This window comes from Luteimonas galliterrae, from assembly GCF_023374055.1.
GTDB lineage: Bacteria > Pseudomonadota > Gammaproteobacteria > Xanthomonadales > Xanthomonadaceae > Luteimonas_C > Luteimonas_C galliterrae.
The window spans coordinates 1317471-1341289 of sequence record NZ_JAMBEP010000001.1 but is presented as its reverse complement, the minus strand read 5'-3'; the positions used below and the strand labels follow the sequence as shown (position 1 = coordinate 1341289).

Annotated in this window: 19 protein-coding genes; 13 read left to right on the top strand and 6 right to left on the bottom strand. The window is 65.6% G+C overall.

Going from position 1 to position 23819, the window contains the following annotated elements:
• Nucleotides 1-67 precede the first annotated feature (67 nt).
• Nucleotides 68-937, bottom strand: a complete 870-nt coding sequence (locus M2650_RS16530; RefSeq protein ID WP_249472530.1) for a helix-turn-helix domain-containing protein — start codon at nt 935-937, stop codon at nt 68-70.
• 83 nt (nt 938-1020) lie between these two features.
• Here M2650_RS16530 and M2650_RS06200 point away from each other — a divergent pair, with 83 nt between their 5' ends.
• Complete coding sequence (locus tag M2650_RS06200; RefSeq protein ID WP_249474245.1) at nt 1021-2601, top strand: serine hydrolase; 1581 nt, start codon at nt 1021-1023, stop codon at nt 2599-2601.
• Nucleotides 2602-2716: 115 nt separating this feature from the next.
• Here the strand turns inward: M2650_RS06200 and M2650_RS06195 are convergent, their stop codons facing one another.
• The 3 genes from M2650_RS06195 to M2650_RS06185 are packed head-to-tail and all read right to left on the bottom strand — an operon-like array spanning nt 2717 to nt 7685.
• Nucleotides 2717-4525, bottom strand: a complete 1809-nt coding sequence (locus tag M2650_RS06195; RefSeq protein WP_249472529.1) for a DUF885 domain-containing protein — start codon at nt 4523-4525, stop codon at nt 2717-2719.
• Between the two features lie 2 nt (nt 4526-4527).
• A complete protein-coding gene (locus M2650_RS06190; RefSeq protein WP_249472528.1) occupies nt 4528-5487 on the bottom strand; it encodes a hypothetical protein in 960 nt (319 codons plus the stop codon).
• Complete coding sequence (locus tag M2650_RS06185) at nt 5484-7685, bottom strand: M1 family metallopeptidase (protein ID WP_249472527.1); 2202 nt, start codon at nt 7683-7685, stop codon at nt 5484-5486. Before M2650_RS06185 ends, M2650_RS06190 begins: the two co-directional genes overlap by 4 nt.
• A 130-nt stretch (nt 7686-7815) precedes the next feature.
• Between M2650_RS06185 and M2650_RS06180 the strand changes: the two genes are divergently transcribed.
• Both M2650_RS06180 and M2650_RS06175 read left to right on the top strand, forming a co-directional pair.
• Entirely contained in the window at nt 7816-8166 is a 351-nt protein-coding gene (locus tag M2650_RS06180; RefSeq protein WP_249472526.1) for a GFA family protein, read from the top strand.
• A 194-nt stretch (nt 8167-8360) separates the two neighbouring features.
• Nucleotides 8361-9242, top strand: a complete 882-nt coding sequence (locus tag M2650_RS06175; RefSeq protein WP_249472525.1) for a DUF2785 domain-containing protein — start codon at nt 8361-8363, stop codon at nt 9240-9242.
• Nucleotides 9243-10210: 968 nt separating this feature from the next.
• Here the strand turns inward: M2650_RS06175 and M2650_RS06170 are convergent.
• Complete coding sequence (locus M2650_RS06170) at nt 10211-11125, bottom strand: LysR substrate-binding domain-containing protein (protein WP_249472523.1); 915 nt, start codon at nt 11123-11125, stop codon at nt 10211-10213.
• Nucleotides 11126-11230: 105 nt separating this feature from the next.
• On the opposite strand from M2650_RS06170, the gene M2650_RS06165 reads away from it, so the two are divergent.
• From M2650_RS06165 to M2650_RS06150, 4 genes are all read left to right on the top strand, one after another.
• On the top strand, nt 11231-12139 hold the full coding sequence (locus tag M2650_RS06165; protein ID WP_249472521.1) for a DMT family transporter: 909 nt from the start codon (nt 11231-11233) through the stop codon (nt 12137-12139).
• A 60-nt stretch (nt 12140-12199) separates the two neighbouring features.
• Complete coding sequence (locus tag M2650_RS06160; RefSeq protein ID WP_249472519.1) at nt 12200-13039, top strand: MBL fold metallo-hydrolase; 840 nt, start codon at nt 12200-12202, stop codon at nt 13037-13039.
• Between the two features lie 7 nt (nt 13040-13046).
• On the top strand, nt 13047-13364 hold the full coding sequence (locus M2650_RS06155; RefSeq protein ID WP_249472517.1) for a cupin domain-containing protein: 318 nt from the start codon (nt 13047-13049) through the stop codon (nt 13362-13364).
• Nucleotides 13365-13436: 72 nt separating this feature from the next.
• Complete coding sequence (locus M2650_RS06150; RefSeq protein ID WP_249472516.1) at nt 13437-14333, top strand: cyclase family protein; 897 nt, start codon at nt 13437-13439, stop codon at nt 14331-14333.
• A gap of 2 nt (nt 14334-14335) precedes the next feature.
• Here the strand turns inward: M2650_RS06150 and M2650_RS06145 are convergent, their stop codons facing one another.
• Nucleotides 14336-14629, bottom strand: a complete 294-nt coding sequence (locus tag M2650_RS06145; RefSeq protein ID WP_249472514.1) for a hypothetical protein — start codon at nt 14627-14629, stop codon at nt 14336-14338.
• A gap of 127 nt (nt 14630-14756) precedes the next feature.
• Here M2650_RS06145 and M2650_RS06140 point away from each other — a divergent pair, with 127 nt between their 5' ends.
• From M2650_RS06140 to M2650_RS06115, 6 genes are all read left to right on the top strand, one after another.
• Nucleotides 14757-16064 (top strand): MFS transporter, encoded by a 1308-nt coding sequence (locus M2650_RS06140; protein ID WP_249472512.1) that lies wholly within the window; start codon nt 14757-14759, stop codon nt 16062-16064.
• 5 nt (nt 16065-16069) lie between these two features.
• Nucleotides 16070-16888, top strand: coding sequence for a helix-turn-helix domain-containing protein (locus tag M2650_RS06135; protein ID WP_249472510.1), 819 nt, complete (start codon nt 16070-16072; stop codon nt 16886-16888).
• 258 nt (nt 16889-17146) lie between these two features.
• The gene (locus M2650_RS06130; protein WP_249472508.1) at nt 17147-18235 is read left to right on the top strand and encodes a serine hydrolase domain-containing protein; all 1089 of its coding nucleotides are present in this window, start codon (nt 17147-17149) and stop codon (nt 18233-18235) included.
• Nucleotides 18236-18423: 188 nt separating this feature from the next.
• Nucleotides 18424-18978 (top strand): spermidine N1-acetyltransferase, encoded by a 555-nt coding sequence (speG, locus tag M2650_RS06125; RefSeq protein WP_249472506.1) that lies wholly within the window; start codon nt 18424-18426, stop codon nt 18976-18978.
• A gap of 232 nt (nt 18979-19210) precedes the next feature.
• On the top strand, nt 19211-21235 hold the full coding sequence (locus M2650_RS06120; protein WP_249472504.1) for a tetratricopeptide repeat-containing sulfotransferase family protein: 2025 nt from the start codon (nt 19211-19213) through the stop codon (nt 21233-21235).
• Nucleotides 21236-21266: 31 nt separating this feature from the next.
• The gene (locus M2650_RS06115) at nt 21267-23768 is read left to right on the top strand and encodes a TonB-dependent receptor (RefSeq protein WP_249472502.1); all 2502 of its coding nucleotides are present in this window, start codon (nt 21267-21269) and stop codon (nt 23766-23768) included.
• Nucleotides 23769-23819: the final 51 nt, after the last annotated feature.

Here is a 23819-nt window from a genome sequence, read left to right as displayed (position 1 = left end):
GCAAGGGTGGTGGCGGACAAGCGCAAGTTACGCCGCCGGCCCGGCCGGGTCTTGTAGATTTCGGCGCCTATCCGAGCGGAACGTGGTTGCGCCAGGGACCTTGCCGCGACAGGTAGGCAGTGGGCGTAAGGCCCGAAAACGCGCGGAATTCGCGGACCAAGTGGGGCTGGTCGTGAAAGCCGCAGTCGGCGGCCACGTCGGCCCAGTCGACGCTGCGTTGCCGGTGCGCGAGCCCCACCACGCGATGGAAGCGCTGCAGCCGCGCGTAGCGTTTCGGCGCCAGGCCGACTTCCTCGTTGAACAGCGCATTCAGGCGCCGCGGCGACAAGCCGCAATCGCGCGCCAGGCGGTCGATGCGCTGCACTTGCGGCGTACGGTCGAGCAGGGCGAGCGCGTGGATCAGCGTACCAGTGCGCGGCGCGGCGCCTTGCGCGCGCGCCTGCAGCCACGCGTGCAGCGTGCGCAGCCGCGAGGCGGCATCGCCGGCCTCGAGCAGGCGTTCGCGCAGCCGCCCGGCATCGGCGCCGATGAAATCTTCCATATCGGTGCAGCCGTTGCGCAGGCGATCGAACCGTTCGCGGAAGAAAGGCGCGGCCGCGCCGGGGTGGAAGACCACGCCCATCACGGCGACCTGCTCGGCGGTATCGATCACGCTGCAGCGGTCGGCAGGCCCGTCGAGCGTGAAGGCCGAATGCCGGGTGCACTGCAAGGTGTCGGGATCGTAGGTGCGGGTCTCGTTTTCGGCCAGGTTGACGATCAGCCCGGCCTTGGCCACCGGCATGATGCGTTCCAGGGCCTGCGGCTGCGAGCGCGCATCGCAATCCCAGATCGACTCGATCAGGTGCGACAAGGCAGGCGCCGGCGTGATCGCAATGAAGCCCATGGGCGAAGGGTAGCGCACCGCGCCCCAACCGATGGCATAGGTGGCCGCCGCCACGGCCCCTACAATGCGGCCTTCGCCCTCCGACCCGGGAATAACGCATGCGAGCCGCTCCGACCCTGCTGCGCCGACTCTGCCTGATGCTGCTGTCCGCGGCCGCCTGCTTCACGGCGTTCGCGCAGGCGCCCGCGCCGGAGCTGCCGGAACAACTGCGGGATTTCGACGCCTACGTCGAAAGCGTGCGCAAGCAGTTCGACGTGCCGGGCATCTCGGTGGCCATCGTCAAGGACGGCCGGATCGTGCTCGAGCGCGGCTACGGCGTGCGCAAATTGGGCGAAAGCGCGCCGGTCGATGCGCACACGCTGTTCGCCATCGCTTCCAACACGAAAGCCTTCACCGCGGCATCGCTGTCGATCCTGGCCGACGAGAAGAAGCTGAGCCTGGACGATCGCGTCATCGACCATCTGCCTTGGTTCCAGATGTCCGATCCTTACGTGACCCGAGAAATGCGCATCCGCGACCTGCTGGTGCACCGCAGCGGCCTGAGCCTGGGCGCCGGCGACCTGCTGTTCTGGCCGGCGACCACCTACACCACGCGCGAGATCGCCGAGCGCCTGCGCAACGTGCCGCTGACCGGCAATTTCCGCAGCCAGTACGCGTACGACAACATCCTGTACGGCGTGGCGCAATTGGTGATCGAGAAGGCCAGCGGGCAGAGCTACGAGGCATTCCTGCGCAAGCGCATCTTCGAGCCGCTGGGCATGGACGAGACGCGCTTCAATAGCGATTCGATCAAGCCCGGCGACAACGTCGCCACCGGCCACGCCAAGTCCGATTTCAAGGACCTCAAGCCGGTGCCGATGATGTCCTGGTCCAACGTCGCCGCGGCCGGCGGCATCTACTCGAGCGCGCACGATCTGACCAAATGGATGAACGTGCAACTCGCCGGCGGCGCGATTTCCGGCGAGGGCGACAAGGCCAAGCGCCTGTTCAGCGCCAAGCGCCAAAAGGAAATGTGGTCGATCGTCACGCCGATCCCGATCGGCGAACCTTCCGTTCCCGAACTCGCGGCCGCCATGCCGAATTTCCTCGGCTATGGCGAAGGCTGGAACCTGTCCGACTACCGCGGCCAGAAGCTGGTCTGGCACACCGGCGGCTGGCCGGGCATGGTGTCGCGGCTGACCCTGGTTCCGGGCAAGAAGGTCGGCGTGATCGTGCTGACCAGCCAGGAAGTCGGCGCAGCTTTCAACGCGGTCACCTTGCGCGCGCTGGATGCGATGCTCGACGCGCCCAAGACCGACTGGGTGGACGCCTATGCCAAGGCGGTCGCCAAAGCGCAGGGCAAGGCCGACGACGACTGGAAGAAGCATCAGGCCGCGCGCGATGCGTCCTCCAAGCCGTCGCTGCCGCTGGCCAAGTACGCCGGCACGTATCGCGACCCGTGGTACGGCGATGTCGTCCTCAGCCAAGGCGGCAAGGGCCTGCAGATCCAGTTTTCCAAGACCGCGCAGCTGCTCGGCGACCTGGAGCACTGGCAGCACGACGTGTTCCTGGTCAAGTGGCGCGACCGTTCGTTGAATGCCGACGCTTTCCTCAGCTTCGCGCTGACGCCAGACGGTGCGATCCGCGAGGTCAGGATGGAGCCGGTGTCGCCGTTGACCGATTTCAGCTTCGATTTCCAGGATCTGCGGCTGGCGCCGGCGGAAAAAGACAAACAGTGATCCGCTTTTCGTAAGAGCGGCTTAGCCGCGAGCTTGTTGCGCGTCATGCGCTACGGCAAGAGCTCGCGGCTAAAGCCGCTCTTACAAAAGCCGGCCCTGCAAAGAACATTCGTAGCTATTTGATCGGCTCGTCGAGCATCAACTCGCGCACGAAGCGCACCGGCGGCGCGCCGTACGACAGCACCTTGTCGTGGTAGGCCTTCAGGTCGAACTTGCCGTCCTGGCGCTGTTCCACCGCCTTGCGCAGATCGAAGAATTCCTGCGCACCGACGAAATACGTCGGCAGCTGCGCGGACGTCAGTTGCGCGCGCACCCATTTTCCGGAGGCTTCGCGCTCCTGCTGGAACGCCTGCTGGGTCATCAGGTCCATCGCCTGTTCGCGCGTCCAGTGGTCGACATGCACGCCCTGGTCCAGGATCGCGTTGGAAATGGTGCGCAGATAGAACTTCAGCTGCACCAGGCGGAACAGCGGATCGTTGTCCAGATAGCCTGCATCGGCCATCACGTCTTCCGCGTAGACGGCCCAACCCTCGGCGAACAGGCCCGACCGCAGCACCGCGCGCAACGTCGACGGCGAGTTCACCGAATGCGCGCCTTCCAGATAGTGGCCAGGCATCGCTTCGTGGATCGACAGCAAGTGGATCATGCGGTCGTTGTACTCGCGCAGGAACGAATCGGCCTGGGCCTGGCTCCAGTCGTCCGGAATCGGCGATATGGCGTAGTAGGTGTCCAGCCCTTTGTCCAGCGGCCCGGGCGAATCGCAGTAGGCCACCGCCACGCCGCGCTGGAATTCGGGCATCAGGATGATCTTGACCGGATCGTCCGGCACCGTGACCAGGTTCTTGGCGCGGGTGAAGGCGGTGGCGTCGGCCAGCGTCTTCTTGGCGAAATCGACCACCTGGTCGCGCGCCGGGCGTTCGGCGTAGGCCAACTCCAGCGCGGCCTCGATCGCTTTCTGACGCTGATCGTCGTCCGGAGCATCCGGCATGTCCGGCGCATCCGGCTTGTCCTTCAGCACGGTGCGCGCGATGCCGTACATCTCGTCGCGCACGCGCTTGAGCTCGGTCTCGGCGCGCTGCTTGATTTCGGCGCGGGACAGCGCGGAATTGAGCGAGAACTGCAACTTCTCGTCGTAGCGTTCCGCGCCGATGCGGAAATCCCCCTTGGCGTTGGGCACCAAGGTCTTGTCGAGCCAGGTCTGCTGCTCGGCGACGGCCTTGCGCAGGTCGGCGATGGCCTCGTCGAGCCGTTTGCGGTCGTCGCCGCTCAACTGCCCCGCATTCGGCACGATCAAAGTGTCGATCAGGCTGAGCACGCCTGCGTTCTGCTTGGCCACGGTCTCGGCGTGGATCCTGGGTACGCGCGCCGGATCCAGGTTGGCGCGCGCCTGCGCGAACACCGCCGGGATCTTCTGCATGCGCACGGTCGCCGATTTCAACCGCTGAGGCATCGGCGCGAACTCGCGCGCCATCAGGTTGTAGATGGCGCCGCCGGCCAGGCCGCTGTACACCTGCGGGTCCCAGGCCCAGCCCTGCAGCGTCTCCAGATTCCAGATATCGCCGCGCAACTGGTTGCGCAGGATCATGGCGTCGACCTGGTTCTCGCGCGACAGTTTGGAAGCGTCGATCGCATCGAGTTCGGCCAGCAGGCCCTTGCTGAAGTCGCTCGCGCGTTGACGGCCGGCGGCGCTGAGGTCGTCGATGTCCTCGTCGAAGCGATGGTCGCCGATCTGGGTGGCGGTGACAGGGTTCAGCCGCATCCAGCCGTCGAGCCAGCGCTTGGACAAGTCGGCGAACTTCGCATCCTGTTGCGAAGCCGCAGCTGCCTGCGGAGCCGCGTCGGGCGCCGCAGGCGGCGGCGACTGCCCTTGGCAGGCGGCGAGAGTGGCGGCGAGCACGGCCGCAGCGAGCAGGTTAGGGCGCATCGTCAGGTACCCGCAGGTTCGGATTGCTGCATGGAAAGATATTCGTCGGTGTTGGTCGCCGGCGTCGTCGCCGCGGCGGATGTTGCTGCCGGGGCGCCGGCGAGTTCGGAGAATCCATACAGGCGCGCGATGCGACCCCAAGCCAGCGCCACGAACACTAGCTGTGTCAGCAGCAGGCCGAGCAGGAAGCCGCCGAAGCCCGCACCGCTAGTGTTGAGCCGCCAAATGCCGAGCAGTGCAGCCAGCAAGTAAGCGACCAGGCTGGTGCCCAGATAAACGGTCAACGATGCCAGCGGACGACGCAGCACCAGCTGGAAGCCACGCCACCACGCACGGATCGCCGAGCGCAGACCGACGTCGGCGCCGAACCCGCCGCGGCCCGCCTCCACCGTCATATGCGCGAACACGAACAGCACCGCCAAAACCGCCAGGCCGATGCGGCCTGCCGTTTCGGCTTGCGAAGCCAGGATCGCCGCGTCGGCCTGCTTCCCCGCCATTTTGACCGCGACCAAGCCGACGCCCAGGGCGACGCCTAGCGGCAGGATCGACCACAACAGCGTGCGGAACATGCGTCCGTATTCGTTGAGTCCGCCATGCATCAGTTCGCCCATGCCGAGCCTGCGGCCCGCGCGTATCGACGCCACCACCATGCCTGCCAGCCACGGCGACAGCAGCAGCGTCAGCACGGTAGCGAGCAAGGCGGCGACGGTGATGCCGCCCATGGCCCGGTCGATGCCGACGAAGGCGTCGGCGAGCAACGGCAGGTCCTGGGCTGCGGCGATCGCGGCGGCCTGCGGCGAGTGTCCCCACTGCTCCTGCAGCGCGCCCCACAGCGGCGCCGTCACGAGCAAGGTCGGCAGCCACAATGCCAGCAGCCACCACAACAGCATGCGCCACTGCAGCGCGTTCTTGAGGCCCGAGGTCAGTGCGGCGAAGCCGCCGCGGCGCGAAGGATTGTTCATAGGCTCACCAACATCGCGAAGAAGTTCTGCAGCAGGGCGGTGATGTCGCCCACCCAACGCCGTGTGGCGGAACGGTCGCTGTCCAGCGTGCGGCCGTCGTCGAGTTTGTCGCTGTCCAGGTTGATGTGGCCGTCGGGATCCAATTGCGCCGATACCGCCTTGCTGCGTTTGACCCAGCTGAAACGTTGCCATGGTTGGGCGCCGTTCCAGTGCACGGTTTCGCTGCTGCCGTCGGCGAAGGTCACGCGCAGCACCTGCGGCACGTCGGCGCCGTCGCGCCGGACCAGCACCGTGGTGCGGTACGGGAACGGGCCTTCGCCGTCCTTCGCTTTCGGATTCATTTCCTTCCAGGCCTTGCGCTTGTCCTCGATCGCCTTGTCCAGCGCCTCGCTGGTCACTTCGATGCGCTTGCCGCCGCGTTCGACGTAGCCGGGCACCGGTAGCGCTTCTTCGCTGGAGAACTCGGCGATGCTGTCGTCGACCTTGCGCGTGGCATAGACCTGCTGCGCGAAGATCCGCTCGACCGTTTCGCGCTGGCCGGTGCCTTCGATCAGCGCGTCGCGGAAATCGGCGATGCTGGGGTGGCGGAACTTCCAGCGCGCGTAGTAAAGCTTGAAGGCGCGCTCCAGCGCTTCCTTGCCGACGCGCTGCTCCAGGTCGTGCATGGTCGTGGCGGTGCGCGAATAGACCGTGCCGTAGCTGCGGCTGGACATGCGGTTCCAGGAATTCTGCCCGAGCGCATCGGCAGGGTTGCCGGTCATGGCGCCGAGCCGCTCGCCGTCGAAGCCGTCGATCGCCGGCGCGAAGCCGATCCGCTTGAGCCAGGGCGTCGTCGCATGGATGCGCTGCTTGCGCTCGCGCAGCATGCGTTGGTCCCAATACTCGTTGAGGCCTTCGTCGAGCATCGGCTCTTCGAACTCGTTCGAGGCCAGGATGCCGTAGAAATAGCCGTGGCCGAATTCGTGGATGGTGACGAAATCCAAGCCGTAACGGGCGAGCGTATCGGGGTCGACGTTCTTGTAGCTGGACGCGGTGAAGAACGTCGGATATTCCATGCCGCCGGCTTCCTGCGCGTTGAACGGCGGGATCACCACGGTCACGGTCTTGTACGGATACGGTCCCAACGTGCGCGAGAAATAAGCCAGCGAATCGATCGTCGCCTGCAGCGCGGGCTTGGCGTTGGATTCGTATTCGGGCGGGTAGAGCACGCGCACCTTCACCCGCGGACTGCCCGGACCTTCGTAGAAGCCGTCCAGCGGCTTGGCGTAGCGGTTGTCCGCGGTCCAGGCGAAGTCGTGCACGTCGTTCTGCACGAAACGGTGCGTGATCTTGCCGCCGGCTTCGACCGGGGCTCCTGTCTCCTCGCCCGTGGCGCCCACGGTGTAACCCTTGGGTACGGTGATGCGCACGTCGTACTCGCCGAAGTCGGCATAGAACTCGCTGTGCATGTGGAACTCGTGCACGTTCCAGCGCGGCGCGACGGCGCCGCGCTCGCCAGGCAGTTCCAGCACGCCGATCTTGGGAAACCACTGCGCGACGAGGTGGAAAGTGCCGAAATAGCCGGTGCGGGCGGTGACGCGGGGCAACTGGTTGAAGAAGTCGATATCCAGCGTGGTGCTCGCGCCGGGTGCGACCGGCTGCGGCAAATCGAGCCGCACCACGGTGCGATCGGTGGACGGGCCGCCGTCGGGCTGCACGAAACGCCAGCGCACCGCTTGGCCGTTCTGCTGCACGCGATCGAGCTTGCTGTAGCCCCAGTCGCCGTCCTCGACCGGCACATCGCTGCGGAAAGCGAAATTGAGGTTGCGCTGTTCGGTCATGAACGTGCTGTTCGCGCTCTCGAAAGCGTTCAGGTACATGTGCAGATAGACCGCGCATACCGGTTGCGCGCTGCGGTTGCGCCAAGTCAGCTTCTGCTTGCCGTCGATGGTGTGCTTGACCGGATCCAGCGTCGCATGGATGTCGTAGCGAACCACGCGATCGGACAGCGTAGCTTCGTCGCCCTTGCGCGGTCCGCCCCAGGCATCGGCCGCGCTGGGCACCGATACGGCTGCGGCATCCGCGGCGGCGAACGGGACGTCCTTGCAGGCGGTGTCCGCAGGCGCCGCCGATGGCGCGGCGGATTGTTTCGCAACGGCGGTAGCGACCGGCAGGCAGAGCATCAAGCCCAGCGCCGTCAAGGCATGGAATCTCGGCATGGTGCGATTTCCCCGGGAGAGCGATCGGTGAGGTTGCGCCAATCGCCGCGAGCCGGCAAGCGGGACCGACGGCCGATGCGGCTGGCCGCAGATCGCGTTATCTTTGTCGTCTTCCCTCATGGAGCGCGGCATGAAACACCAGGGCAGCTGCCATTGCGGACGTATCGCATTCGAACTCGACGCCGATGTCGTGGAAGCCATCGACTGCAATTGCTCGATGTGCCGCCGCCGCGGCTCGCTGCTCGCTTTCTTCCCGCGCGAGGCGCTGACTCTCAGGACGCCCGAATCCGACTATGGGACTTATCGCTTCAACAAGGAAAAGATCGATCACCACTTTTGTCCTAACTGCGGCATCGCGCCGTTCAGCGATGCCGTGAATCCTAAGACCGGCCAGCATATGGCCGCGGTCAACGTCCGTTGCCTGCCGGACATCGATCTGTCAGCGATCAAGGTCAATAAGTTCGACGGCGCCAGTCTCTGACGCTTGAGCGGCCTTTTGTAGGAGCGGCTTCAGCCGCGAGCTTTTTCTCGGGGCGAGACGTCGTGTAGGGAAAGCTCGCGGCTGAAGCCGCTCCTACCAAAAAGCCAAAAAAAGCGAGGATGGCGCGCGCGTGGCCCTTGCGGAGCCGGAACGCGACGACCTACGCTAGCCCCTCGCGCTCCGAGGGGAAAATCATGCGCCATATCCTGTTGTGGGCTTGTTGCCTGCTGTCCGCGCCGGCATTCGCGCAGACTTGTCCGCCCGAGGGCCAGAGCAAGGCCTCGCTGCAGGCCCTGAAGGCCTTGCAATTCACTCTGCCCGATGCGGCCGAAAAGCAGAAGCTGGCCGAGGGCTTGCTCGCCTGCCTCGGCGATCCCGATTCCGAGTTGCGCGACGGCATCGCCTACGAAGCCTTGACGCAATGGATGCGGGCGGGCGATTTCGGCGCCGATACGCTGCGCGGCATGCGCGACAAGCTTTACGCGATGCTGGATGGGGAAGACAAGCCGGGGTTCGCGCATCCGTTCGCGGCGCTGGTGCTCTCCGAAGTGGCCCGCACCGATCGGGTCAAACCCTGGATGTCCCCGGAAGAACGCGCAGCGATGGTCGACCGCGCCGCGGCTTACGTCGAATCGGTACGCGACTATCGCGGCTACATCGACGGCGAAGGCTGGCGCCATGGCGTGGCGCACGGCGCCGATTGGCTGATGCAGTTGTCGCTGAACCCGGCCCTGGAACGCGCGCAGCTCGACCGCATCCTGGCGGGCGTGGCCTCGCAGGCTTTGCCGGAAACCGGTCATGCGTACGTGTTCGGCGAGCCGGGACGCCTGGCGCGGCCGGTGTTGTACGTGGCCCAACGGGGTGAGTTGTCCGAAGCCGATTGGCAGGCCTGGTTCGCGGCGTTGCCGCCCAGGCTTGGCAAGCTCAATCGCGAGGACTACACGAACTGGATGGCGCGTCGGCACGATCTGCTAGCCTTCCTGACCAACCTCTATCTGGAGGCCGACCAGACCGACGACGCGAAGATTAAGGCCTTGAAGCCGGCGATCGTGGCGGCGTTGAAGCAGGTGCAATAACGCCGTATTGCCGTCATCCCCGCGCAAGCCAAGATCAGCGCTTTCGGCTTTGTAGAGAGGGGCTTGTTCCGCTGCCTTGGCTTGGGGTTCTCGCGACCTGCCGGCCCTTTGGGCCGGGGTTTCGTCCGCTCAAACCGCGGCCGAGTTACTTTCTTTTTGTGGGGCCCAAAAAGAGAAGTAACCAAAGAAAGGGCCTTTGGAAGGGATCCCGGCGATGGGGTTACCTCGTGTTCTTGGCCACCGTTCGCCGGCCCTCGGGATTCCTCCGTCGCTTCGACATTCAGATTCGGGGCGATCGACCAGAACGCCTCCTTAGCGCAAACCCGCAAAAGCCACGTCACCCATACGCTGCGAATCAAAATCTAGTACCTGCGTAAGAAGGTCACCTGCGACGAAAGCAGGTCCGCTGGCGGACTTACAGGTGCGACCCATCGCACCGCAGTTCAGGCCCTTTCTTGGGTTACTTTCTTTGGGCCAGCAAAGAAAGTGACCCGGCGCAGCCGGAAGCCTTTATCCATGGCGCGAGTCGCAGCGCAGCCCACAAGAACGCGGGCCTGGATCCCGGCCTTCGCCGGGATGACGGCTGAGGGGCAAGAGCAACATGGGTCCCAGCGTTCGCTGGGATGACGGCATGAGAGCAACGGCTTAAGAGCGAACGGCATAAGAGCGAACGGCATAAGAGCGAACGACTCAAGGGCAAACGGCTCAAGGGCAAACGGCTCAAGGGCAAACGGCTCAAGAGCGAACGGCATAAGGGCAAGAGCAGCGGAGCAAGCTCCGCTCTACAGAGCTGGAGCAAGAGCCGCGGGGCATGCCCCGCTCCACAAAGGCGGAGCACGCTCGGAGCGAGACAAGGGCAGCGGGGCGAACTCCGCTCCACAGAGCCAAAGCAGTCTCTCACGCTCCTCTTTTCAAAGAGGCAGACAAGCTAAGTCGCTATACCCAGGCGTGCGTCGGAATGGAAAACCTCAGATGCCGATCGCCGGCGGCAACGGTGTGTTCTCGTCCTGCGCCTCATGCTTGAGCCAATCGATGAAGATCGCCGCATTCTTTGTGAGCGGACGATGCGCGGGATGCACCGCGTAGTAAGCGAAACGGGTCTTCAACGCCGGGCCAGGTAGGCGCACGAGCTCGTAGCGTTGCAGATAAGGCATGGCGATGTACTTGCGCGCCAGTGCTGCGCCGATGCCGTACACCGCGGCGCGCATCACATCGGTGCTGTCGCTCATCAGATGCATGTCGGGCAGGCGCAGCCCGCGCAGGCCGGCGGCACGGAACCAGTCGCGCCAGCCCTGCAGCGCATGATCGGATAGCAGCGGCAGCGCGGCGATCTGTTTGGGTTCGGCGATGCGGTCGATGCCGGGCAGCGCCGGCGAGGCCACCGGAAAGAGTTCGTCGTCCATCAGGTGGTGCGCGCTGAGCCCGGGCCAGTGTCCGGGTCCGTGACGGATGGCGAGATCGGCGCCGCCCTCGTCGAAACGCGTCAACGCCACTTCGGTTTCGATGCTGATCCTGATCTTGGGATGCAGCGCCAGGAACCTCGACAGCCGCGGCAGCAGCCAGCAATAGGTCAGCGAATGCAGCGTATTGATGCGCAGCCGTTCTTCGGCGCGGGCCTTGCCTAGGGATTCGGCCACCGCTTCCAGATCCGACACCGCGATCGAGGCCGCGTCGGCCAGCTGCCGTCCTTCGCCGGTCAGGGTCACACCGCGCGCATGGCGCTGGAACAGGGCGATGCCGAGCATGCTTTCGAGCTTGCGCACGTGGTGGCTCACCGCGCTCGCGGTCAGGTGCAGCTCCTCTGCGGCATGAGCGAAATTCTGGTGGCGGGCAGCCGCGGCGAACACGCCGAGCGCGGGCAACAGGCTGGGGCGCATATTCATCTTGAGACCCAAATAGGATTTGTGGCTCGGGCGAAAAGTATGCGCTTGTAGGGGTTCCAGGGAAACGGAGAATGGCCGGTAGACCCCCGTTGGATGCCTGGACATATGGCTACGATCGACTGCAGTGCCGCCTCCGCGCCCGCCCTGGTGCGGCCCGCGGTGCGCGACTGGATGACGCCGCTGGAGTTGGTCGTGCTGGGCGCGATCTGGGGCGCATCCTTCCTTTTCATGCGCGTCGCCGCCAACGACTTCGGCGCGGTGCCGCTGGTCGAAGTACGGCTGGCGCTCGGCTCGCTGGTGCTGCTGCCGTTCCTGTGGCGCGCGCGAGCGCAGTTTCCGGCGCGCTTGTGGCCGAAATTGGCGTTGATAGGCGCGATCAATTCGGCGATACCCTTCATCCTGTTCGCTTGGGCGGCGCAACGCGCGCCTGCCGGCGTCGGCGCGATCGCCAACGCGATGACGGTACTGTTCACTGCGCTGGTCGGCTTCCTGTTCTTCGGCGAGAAGATCGGCACACGCCGCGCGACGGCATTGGTCGCCGGTTTTGCCGGCGTGGTGGTGCTGGCCAGCGGCAAAGTCGCCGGTGCCAGCGTCGGCTGGGCGGTGGTGGCGGGCGCTGCAGCGGCCTTCCTGTACGGCATCGGCATCAACCTGGTGCGCCGCCATCTGACCGGCTTGCCGCCTGCAGCGGTGGCGGCCGCGACGCTGGGCGTGTCCGCCTTGTTGACGCTGCCGTTCGCGGCTTACGCGTGGCCGCAAGCGGCGATCGGCCTGCAGTCGTGGCTGTCCGCCGCGATGCTGGGCGTGTTGTGCACCGGCATCGCCTTCGTCATGTATTACCGCCTGATCGCCCGCATCGGCGCCAGCCGCGCGTCGACCGTGACGTATCTGGTCCCGCTGTTCGGCGTCGCCTGGGCCTGGATGCTGCTCGACGAACCGCTGACTTTGACGATGGGCATCGCCGGCGCGCTGATCCTGGGCAGCGTGGCGATGAGCCAGCGCGCTCAGAAATAAGCCGGCGCGCGGTCGCGCCGCCGTATCCCGAAAACTTCTCCATAACGGATGGCCCGCACCATGCGTGAGCGCCTGTCGCGTCGCGATTTCCTCGGTGGTTTGGCCGCGGCGGCCGCCCTATCGGCAATGCCGCTTGCGCCCGCAGCCGCGTCGCCCACGCTGCGCGCGCAACGGCTCGCCTGGGCCGGCGTGCGCCTGCAACTGGACACGGCGACGCTGTTCCTGGATCCGTTGCTGAACCCCGATGTCTGGGGCGCCGCGTTGGAGGATCCGCTGATCCCGGTGTCCGTCGACAAGGGCGATCGCTACGTGCTGGCCACGCATCGGCACCCGGACCATTGCGATCCTGTCGCGATCCGCCAGGCGCTGGGCGCGAACGGCACGCTGCTGATGGCCGCGAGCGCCGGCAGCCCGTTCGGCGGCGATTTCCGCACGCGGCTCGCGCCGCTCTACGAACCGCAGGTGCTGGGCGACTTCACCGCGACCGCCGTGCCGGCGGCCGATGGCTACGGCGATGTGCAAGTGTCGTGGATCGTTTCCGGCGGCGGCCGCCGCATCATCCATTGCGGCGATACCTTGTGGCACGGCGCATGGTGGCAGATCGGCCGCCAGTACGGGCCTTTCGATGCCGCATTCCTGCCGATCAACGGCGCGAAATTCGCGTGGCGCAAACCGGTCAGCGATATACATGCGGTTTTGACGCCCGAGGAGGCCGTGGCGGCTGCGGTGGTGATGGGCGCTCGGCAAATCGTGCCGATCCACTACGGAGTCGATGGCGCAGAAGGCTACCAGGAGCTGCCCGATGTAGAAGCTTCGTTGACGCGGATCGCGGCGAAACGGGGCGTCGGCGTGGAGATACGCCGCCCCGGCGAATGGCTCGAATGGACACCCAACCGATGAGGCATGCATGAGCGCAATCGCGGGACAAGTCGAAGCGCTGCAAACGGCAGACGTACCACGGATCGAGGTCGGCGACGGCTGCTATCGCCGCGATCTGCCCAGCGTGCCCGGCGTGCGCGCATGGATCGTCGAAATGGCGCCAGGCAGCCAATGGCCGCATGTGGACGAGCATCCGGATGGCGAGGACGTCTACGTGATCGCAGGCGAGATGATCGAAGGCGACCGCCGTTTTCCGGCCGGCAGCTACCTGCATTTCGCGGCCGGCTCATCGCACCGGCCGCGCACCGAGACCGGCGTGCGCCTGATCGGCTGGAATCCGCGTTAGCAGGGTTTCCGGTTTGACGCAGGCATCCAAAAGAGCGAAGTTTCCCCCGTCGGCCCGCAAGAGCGCAGCGCCATGAACGAGCAGCGGCAGAAACGCGTCGTTTTCGACTTCGAATTCGCGTTCACCAATGGCGGCGGCATCCAGGGGCAGGATTTCCGGCTCGATATCGATGGCGACGACATCGCCGACGAAGCGCTGGTCGACTATGTCGTGCGCGACCTGCGCCTGCTGATGGTCGGCCCGGCCCGCATCCTCAACAAGCGCATCATCGTCGAGCCGCACAAGCGCAAGGCGGCCGCGGCGGACGCGCAGCGCATCTACGTCGACCTGAGCCATACGATCGAAGACGGGCTGGTGACCTATCCCGGCCTGCCGGCCGCGCGCGTTTGCGATTACCTGAGCCGCGAGCAGTCGCGCGAGCGCTATGCGCCCGGCACCGAGTTCCAGATCGGCAGGATCGACATGGTGGCCAATACCGGCACCTACATCGATTGCCCTTCGCATCGATACGAACACGGCAAGGACCTGTCGCAGGTCGGGCCGGAGGCGTTCGCCGACCTGGACGGCATCGTGGTCCGCGCGGACCATCGCGAAGTGCAGGCGATCGATGCCGAGTTTTTCCGCGACAAGGAACTGCGCGGCCGCGCAGTGCTGGTGCATACCGGCTGGGACGCGCACTGGGCCGTGCCGGAATACGCCGTCGGCCATCCTTATCTGACCGAAGATGCCGCGATCCACCTGCGCGACTGCGGCGTGCGCCTCGTCGGCATCGATTCGATGAACATCGACGACACCCGCGGCGATACCCGTCCGGTGCATACGACGTTGCTCGGCGCCGACATCCTGATCGTCGAGCACCTGTGCAATCTGGGGGCGCTGCCCGACGAAGGCTTCGCGTTCAGCGCCATCCCGCCGAAAGTGCGCGGCATGGGGACGTTCCCGGTGCGGGCGCTGGCGCGATTGGGTTGAGTTCACTCGTCCGGTTCTTCGAACTCGACCAGCGCGTCCAGGTCGAAAGCCAGCGCTTCGGCCGCTTCGCGCACCTTGCGCGCGGTGGCCTCGTTGGGCGCTTCGATCTCCAGGGCATGGAAGCCAGGCCCCTGGTCGTCCACCAATCCGGCGGAGCTGGAATCGTCGTCGTCCATGTGCGGCATCAGGTCTTCGACTTCCTCGACATGCTCGATGCCTTCCAGGCTCTGCATCAGGTTGATCATGGCGCGGGCGTCGTCGTCGCTGCCGGTCAATCGCAAACGCAGGGTGGGCATATCGGTACCGGGGGTGCGGGGACGGCTACAGGCTAGGTGGAAAAAAGGTAAGCGCACGTGATGACCGGCGATGCCAATCGCCGTCGCTGCCGATAGAATCGGTGCTTGCCATCGCCCGGGACACCGCTTGTCGAGCGCATCCTCACCGCAGATCACGCCGCTGCAGCGCCTCAGATCGATCTTCAGCGGCTCGGTCGGCAACCTGGTCGAATGGTACGACTGGTACGCGTATGCGGCGTTCTCGCTGTATTTTGCCAAAGCGTTCTTTCCGGAAGGGGACGACACCGCGCGCTTGCTGAATACGGCGGCGATCTTCGCCGTGGGCTTCCTGATGCGTCCGCTGGGCGGATGGCTGCTCGGCCGCTACGCCGACCGCCGCGGGCGCAAGGCCGCGCTGATGCTGTCGGTGCTGATGATGTGCACCGGCTCGCTGATGATCGCGCTGACGCCCGGCTACGCCAGCATCGGCATCGCGGCGCCGGCGTTGCTGTTGCTGGCGCGCCTATTGCAGGGGCTGAGCGTGGGCGGCGAATACGGCGCCTCGGCCACCTATCTCAGCGAGATGGCCACGCGCGAGCACCGCGGCTTCTGGTCCAGCTTCCAGTACGTGACGCTGGTGATGGGGCACCTGCTGGCGCTGGCGGTGCTGATCGCCCTGCAGCAGGTCTTCCTGACGCCGGAACAGCTGGAAGACTGGGGCTGGCGGATCCCGTTCCTGATCGGCGCGGCCGCGGCGGCCACGGCGCTCTATCTGCGCCGCAACATGGACGAGACCGAAGCTTATTCGCGCCAACGCGCCGGCGGCCCGCAGCGGGCGCGGGGGGAGGGCACGCTGCGCGAACTGATGCGCCACCCGCGCGCGGTGCTGACCGTGATCGGGTTGACCATGGGCGGCACGCTGGCGTTCTATACCTACACGACTTACGTGCACAAATTCATGGTCAACAGCGCCGGCATCGAAAAATCCATGGCCTCACTGATCAACGCAGGCACGTTGTTCGTATACATGCTGCTGCAGCCTTTGTTCGGCGCGCTGTCCGACCGGATCGGCCGGCGGCCGTTGCTGATCGGCTTCGGCGTGCTCGGCACCTTGCTGACGGTGCCGATCCTGAGCCGCCTGCAACAGGTCGGTTCGCCGATGGCCGCGTTCGGGCTGATCATGCTGGCGCTGGTCGTCGTATCCGGCTACACCTCGATCAACGCGGTGGTGAAGGCGGAACTCTTCCCGGTGGAGGTGCGCGCGTTGGGCGTCGGGCTGCCGTATGCGCTGACGGTGGCCGTGTTCGGCGGCAGCGCCGATTACGTCGCTTTGTGGTTCAAGGACATCGGCCACGAAAGCGGCTTCTACTGGTACGTGACCGCCTGCATCGGCTGTTCGCTGCTGGTGTACGTGTTCATGCGCGATACGCGTACCTATTCCCGGATCGAGGATTGATGGACATGCAGTCGCAATTGCCGGGCCTTTCGTTGCCGCACGGCCGTTTCTTCGGCCAGGGGACGGTGCGCCGCGAAGCCGCGGGTTTCCTGCTGGATTGCCTGCAGCCGACCGTGCCAGAACGCGAACTGCATCGGCATACGCACGACGAAGCGCATTTCGTGATGCTGCTGGCCGGGCGCTACATCACCTCCGCGCGCGGTGGTGCGGCCGAGTGCGCGGTGGGCACCTTGATCTACAACCCGCCGGGCACGACCCATCGCGATCGTTTCCGCGGTCTGGACGGGCGTTTCTTCACTCTGTCCGTTCCGCAGGCAGCGATCGCGCTCTGCGACGGCCTTGCGGCCGACGGCGGCGCGCGCCAGCTAGGTCACCGCGCGCGCCGTTTCGCCTACGCGCTTGTACAGGAGTGCGGGCGCTGGGAGCACGACTCGGATCATGTGGCCGGAGCGGTGGCGACCGAGCTGCTGGCCGATGCGATCTCGTCGGAGGAAACGCATACCTCCCCGCCGGCATGGCTGCGCCTGGCGCTGGAATGGCTGGAAGATGTCGGCGGATCGCCGGACATCGCCACGCTGGCTGCCGTCTGCGGCGTGCATCCCGTGCATCTGGCGCGGGTGTTCCGCCGCCATCTGGGTTGCGCACCGGCCGAATACGCGCGCCGCGCGCGCCTGCGGCGCGCCATGGCGCTGCTGCGCGATACGCGCGCGACCGTGGCGGAAATCGCGCTGCGCTGCGGCTATGCGGACCAGAGCCATTTCAACCGGCAGTTCGTGAGCGCATACCGCGTCACTCCGGCCGCCTATCGGCGCCGCTCTTTGTAGGTGCGGCTTTTGTGGAAGCGGCTTTAGCCGCGAGCTCTTTCCTACGAACTCGTGGGAGCGGCTTTAGCCGCGAGCTCTTTCCTACGAACTCGCCGCGTGCGAGGTAAGAAGCTCGCGGCTAAAGCCGCTCCCACAAAAGCCGCTTCCACAAAAGCCGCTCCAACGAAAAATCGCCGGCCCTGAACGGGCAGGTTGCGCGCGTCCAAGACGCGGCAGCGCCGAACGCATAAGCTGCGGTCCTTCGAACAGGGGACGGCGATGCGCACAGGTTTCTGGTTACTGGTTTTATGGGGTTGTTCGGCCGCGGCGGTTGCCGACGACGGCTGGAAAGCGGCGTCGCCCGCACAGGCCGGCCTCGATCCGGCCCGGCTGCAGGCAATGGAAAAATCCATCGCCGCGGGCGATTTCAAGGAGATCACCAGCGTTCTGATCGCCCGTGACGGCAAGCTGGTCTACGAACGCTATTTCGACGAGGACGGCGCGGAAGGCCGGCGCAACACGCGCTCGGCCACCAAGACCGTCGCCGGCATGCTGGCCGGCATCGCCATCGCCGAAGGCAAGCTGCCGGGCACGCAGGCGCCGATCAAGCCTTACCTGAAGGGGCGGCCGGCGCCGGCCAACCCGGATCCGCGCAAGGATGCGATCACCGTCGAAGACCTGATGACGATGTCCTCGTTGCTGGAATGCAACGACTGGAGCGAATACTCGCGAGGCAACGAGGAGCGCATGTATCTGGTCGAGGATTGGGTCGGCTTCTATCTCGACCTGCCGATCCAGGGATTTCCGGCATGGATGCCCAAGCCGAAGGACGCGCCGTACGGACGCAGCTTCCGCTATTGCACCGCCGGCGTGACCACGCTCGGCGCCGTGATCCAGGGCGCCGTCGGGCAGCCGTTGCAGGACTATGCGCAGGCCAAGCTGTTCGCCCCGCTGGGCATCGAACAGCCGGAATGGCAGTTCTCGCCGTTGGGCCTGGCCCAGGCCGGCGGCGGGCTGGGCCTGCGCAGCCGCGACCTGCTCAAACTGGGCGAGCTGTACCTGGATGGCGGCACCTGGAACGGCAAGCGCGTCGTTCCGGCCGAATGGGTGCGCGCATCGACGACGCCGCACGCGCAAATCGAAGAGGACATCGACTACGGCTATCTGTGGTGGCTGCACACGCACAAAGTCGGTGAACGCCAATTCCATGCGTTCGCCATGAACGGCACCGGCGGCAACACGGTGCAGGTATTCCCCGAGCAGAAGATGGTGCTGGTGATCACCACCACCAACTACAATGCGCAGAACGCGCCGCGGATCACGTTCAAGCTGATCAGCGAGCAGGTGCTGCCCGCGTTGTCGCGGTAGGCTCGGCTTCGTCGTCCTGCGCGCTGGCCGTACTTCCGCGATGCTGGGTTGATGGAGCCAACCCAGCCTACGTTCATCGCTCGCCGGGCATGGCGGCTCGGGGGAGCGCGCCTTGGGATCTGCCCTGAGCACCGGACTGCGATGCCGCAGACATGCCGGCGACATTGCCCTGGAGTAGGGTAGCGGGCATGAACGCCCCCATGCCCGCGTCCGCCGCCATCACCCTGCGCCCGCTCGAACGCAGCGACCTGCATTTCGTCCACCTGCTCAACAACAACCGCAGCGTGATGGGCTACTGGTTCGAAGAACCTTACGAATCCTTCGTCGAACTCGAACAGCTGTACAGCAAGCACATCCACGACCAGAGCGAACGCCGCTTCATCGTCGAGGACGGCGACCGCGCGCCGGTCGGCCTGGTCGAGCTGGTCGAGATCGACCACCTGCATCGCCGCGCCGAATTCCTGATCATGATCGCGCCCGAGCAGCAGGGCCGCGGCTACGCGCGGGCGGCGACGCGGCTGGCGATCAACTACGCGTTCCGCGTGCTCAACCTGTACAAACTCTACCTGCTGGTCGACGTGGACAACACGCGTGCGATCCGCATTTACGAAGGCAGCGGCTTCCGCCGCGAAGGCGTGCTGGTCGACGAATTCTTCAGCGACGGCCGCTACCGCAGCGTGATCCGGATGTGCCTGTTCCAGCATCAGGCGCTGGGCGAAGAGCAGGAACGGCGCGAGGGCTGAATGCGCCCGGCGGGCTAAAGATGACGCCCCGCCTCTGGACGTTGCAAATCCGATCAGCGTAGATTGGCGGTGCCGGGCTGCGTCAGGGGTGCATCCGGCGCCAGCGGATCGGGCGGTGTACCCGGCGACCATACTGAATGCAGTGGATTGCGTACGGCGATGGGTCGGGCAGCCAGGGAAAGATCGCGGGCGTTCGCCGGAATCAGCGATCCATCAACGCCACGGGGTCCGAATGAGTGTGTCCGAGCCAACCGCATCCCTGGAGATCGCGCTCGCCCACGCTTCCCGCCTCCTCGCCACCGATCCGGCCCTGGCCGGCGAACAGGCGACCGAAATCCTCAAAGTCGTCGAGAACCACCCGCAGGCGCTGCTCGTCCTCGGCGCTTCCCATAACGCTCGCGGCGATGCGGCCCGCGCTGCCGGCATCCTCGCTCCGCTCGCTGTCGAGCAACCGCGTTCGGCCTTCGTCCAGTACGAGCTGGGCGTCGCGCTGAGCCGTCTGCGGCGCCGCGAAGAGGCCGTCGATGCGCTGCGCCGCGCCGTGGCCCTGAAACCGGAACTCGCGCAAGCGTGGCTGGCGTTGGCCGATCAACTGACCGCCGGCGCCGATGCCGCCGGCGCCGATGCGGCCTATGCCGCGTACGTCCGCTATTCGACCCGCGATCCGGAATTGATGGCCGCGGCCAAAGCGCTGTGCGAGAACAGCATCCCCGAAGCCGAAGCATTGCTGCGCCGGCACCTGAAGAAAGCGCCGACCGATGTCGCCGCCATTCGCATGCTGGCCGAAGTCGCCGCCCGGCTGGGGCGCGACGAGGACGCCGAACGCTTGCTCGCGCGCTGCCTCGAACTGGCGCCCAGTTTCCACGGCGCGCGCCAGAACTACGCGCTGGTGCTCAACCGCGGCAACAAGGGCGCCGAGGCCTTGGCGGAAGTGGAAACGCTGCTGGCGATCGAGCCGGACAATCCGGGCTACCGCAATCTGAAGGCCGTGATCCTGTGCCGCATCGGCGACTACGCGCCAGCGATTGATATCTACGACGATCTGCTGCGCCAGTTCCCGCAGCACGCCAAGATCTGGATGAGCTACGGACACGCGCTGAAGACCGCCGGCCACCAGGATCGCGCGATCCGTGCCTACCGCCGCAGCATCGAACTCAATCCCGCCTTCGGCGAGGCGTACTGGAGCTTGGCCAACCTCAAGACCTTCCGTTTCGACGGCGACGACGTGGACGCGATGCGCCGCCAGCTGCAGCGCGTCGACCTGGATGTCGAGCATCGCCTGCACTTCGAATTCGCGCTCGGCAAGGCGCTGGAAGACGCCGGCGGATACGAAGCATCGTTCGGCCACTACCAGCGCGGCAACGCGCTGCGTCTGTCGCTGGCGCCGTACAGCGCCGACGAGAACGCGGCGCGTACCCGGCGTTCGAAAAACACCTACACCCGCGAGTTCTTCGAACAGCGCCGCGGCTCCGGCGCGGAGGCCGCCGACCCGATCTTCATCGTCGGCCTGCCGCGCGCCGGTTCCACCCTGATCGAGCAGATCCTGTCCAGCCATTCGGCTGTCGAAGGCACGATGGAGCTGCCCGAGATCATCGCCATGACGCGCGAACTGCGCCAACGCACCGATGCGCCGCAGACAACGCCTTACCACGACGTGCTGGCGGACCTGGGCGCGGACGAACTGCGCGCGCTGGGCGAATCGTATCTGCAACGCACCCGCATCCACCGCAAGCGCGGCGCGCCGTTCTTCATCGACAAGATGCCGAACAATTTCGCGCATGTCGGCCTGATCCAGCTGGCCTTGCCCAACGCGCGGATCATCGATGCGCGCCGGCACCCGCTGGCGTGTTGCTTCTCGGCTTTCAAGCAGCATTTCGCGCGCGGCCAGAAATTCAGCTACGGCCTGGACGACATCGGCCGCTACTACCGCGATTACGTCGAGCTGATGGCGCATTTCGACGAAGTCTTGCCCGGCCGCGTGCACCGGGTGATCTACGAGAACATGGTCGACGACACCGAAGCCGAAGTGCGCCGGCTGCTGGATTATTGCGGGCTGCCCTTCGAAGCGCAGTGCTTGCGCTTCTTCGAGAACGACCGGCCGGTCCGCACTGCCAGCTCCGAGCAGGTGCGCAAGCCGATCTATCGCGAAGGCATCGACCATTGGCGCCATTACGAAGCCTGGCTGGGGCCGCTCAAGCGCGCGCTCGGGCCGGTGCTGGACGCATATCCGGCGGTGCCGGAGTTTCCGAAGGGTTAGCGGTTTTCCATCCACCAGCGAGGGGCGGAGCATGCAGTCGAATAAAAGCTATAACAGACGAAGCAGTGCGGTGGCGTTGAGGCGTTTGCCGCTGGCGGCGGCGATCGGCCTGGCGTTCAGCCCGTTGGCCTGGGCGCAGAACACCGATCAGGCGCCGGCCGGCCAGGCGCAGACCGATGCGGCGCAAACGCCGCAGGCCCGGGCCAAGACCCTCGACACGGTGCTGGTGACGGCGCAGAAGCGAGTGGAAAACCTGCAGAAGGTGCCGATCAGCATCCAGGCGATCGGCAACGCGCAGTTGGAACAGCAGCAGGTGTCGGACTTCGACGACTACGCCAAGCTGATCCCCAGCCTGTCGTACGGCACCGCGGGCGGCGGCGTGTTCTCCGGGCCCGGTTTCGTGCAGGTCTATATGCGCGGCGTGTCCAGCGGCGGCGACGGCAACCATTCCGGCTCGCAACCCAGCGTGGGCATGTATCTGGACGAGCAGCCGATCACCACGATCCAGGGCTCGCTGGACATCCACATGTACGACATCGAGCGCGTCGAGGCGCTCGCCGGTCCGCAGGGCACGCTGTACGGCGCCAGCTCGCAGGCCGGCACGGTCCGCATCATCACCAACAAGCCCGATCCGTCGGCGTTCGCGGCCGGCTTCGGCGTCGAGGCCAATGCGATCGACGGCGGCGGCATCGGCCACGTGTTCGAAGGCTTCGCCAACCTGCCGATCCGCGACAACATGGCCATACGCGTCGTGGGCTGGCAGAAATACGATGCCGGCTATGTCGACAACGTATTCGGCACGCGCACGTTCCCGACCTCCGGCATCACCATCGACAACGCTAACCGCGCCGACGACGACTACAACGACGCCGAGACCATGGGCGCCCGCGCCGCGCTGCGGATCGACTTGAACGAAAACTGGTCGATCACGCCGTCGATCGTCGGCCAGAAGATGGTGGCCAGCGGCAGCACCGGCTACGACCCGAGCGTGGGCGATCTGAAGGTGACCCACTTCTACAACGAGTCGTCCAAGGACCGCTGGGATCAGGCCGCGCTGACCGTCGAAGGCAAGATCGGCAACTTCGATCTCGTCTACGCGTTCTCGCATCTCACCCGCAACGTCGATTCCGAATCTGATTACAACGATTACGGTTTCTGGTACGACACGCTGGCCGGCTACGGCGCTTATTTCTACGACGATGCCGGCAATCTGATCAATCCGTCGCAGTACATCGAAGCGACCGACGGCTACCGCAAGACCAGCCACGAACTGCGTATCGCCTCGCCGAAGGAGAACCGGCTGCGCTTCGTCGGCGGCGTGTTCTGGCAGGAACAGAAGCACGACATCCACCAGCGTTACCGGGTCGACGGCCTGGCGTCGCTGTTGTCGGTGAGCGGTTACGAAGACACGATCTGGCTGACCGAGCAGGACCGCAAGGACCGCGACGAAGCGGTGTTCGGCGAGTTGAGTTTCGACATCACCGACAAGTGGACGGTCACCGCGGGCGGGCGCTGGTTCCGCGCCAACAACAACCTGCGCGGCTATTACGGCTTCGGCGAAGGCTATTCCTCGCAGAGCGGCGACGATCCGATTTTCCGCTACGGCGAAGCGGGCTGCCGTGCGCTTTACGGCGATCCCGCGAACTGGGTCAAGTACGAAGGCGCGCCTTGCCTGAACTTCGACAAAAAGGTGAAGGAAGACGGCTCGCTCGGCCGTTTCAACATCACTTACGAGATCGACGACAACAAACTGCTCTATGCCACGTGGTCGGAAGGCTATCGTCCGGGCGGCATCAACCGCAAAGGCACGTTGCCGCCGTACCTATCGGACTTCCTCACCAATTACGAAATCGGCTGGAAAACCACTTGGGCCGGCAATCGGCTGTCGTTCAACGGCGCGATCTTCCGCGAGGACTGGGACGATTTCCAATTCTCGTATCTGGGCCAGAACGGTCTGACCGAAATCCGCAACGCGGGCCAGGCGCGGATCGAAGGCATCGAGATCGACCTCAATTGGGCGGTCACCTACAACCTGACGATCACCGGCGGCTTCGCCTGGTACGACGCCAAGCTGACCGAGGACTATTGCGCGGCGACCAATCCGGACGGATCGCTCGATCCGACCTGCTTCGGCCCGCGCACGGACGACACGCCGGACCGCGCGCCCAAAGGCAGCCGCCTGCCGATCACGCCGGAGTTCAAGGGCAGCCTGGTCGGCCGCTACACCTGGGAAATGGGCGAGTACGAGCCCTATTTCCAGGCCTCGGTCTTCCATCAGGGCGACCGCGTCAGCGATCTGCGCGAAGAGCAGCGCGCATTGCTCGGCGATCTGGACGCGTACACCACGCTCGATCTTTCGGCGGGCGTAAGGCGCGGCAGCTGGGCGTTGGACTTCTTCCTCAAGAACGCCACGGACGAGCGCACAGAACTGACCCGCTTCGCGCAATGCGCGACGCTGACGTGCGGCTTCCAGCCGTACACCGTCTCCACCCAGCCGCGTACGTTCGGGGTGCGGTTTTCGCGGGAGTTCTAGTTGCAGATGGCCGAAGGCAATAAAAAGAGCCGCCTCAGGGCGGCTCTTTTT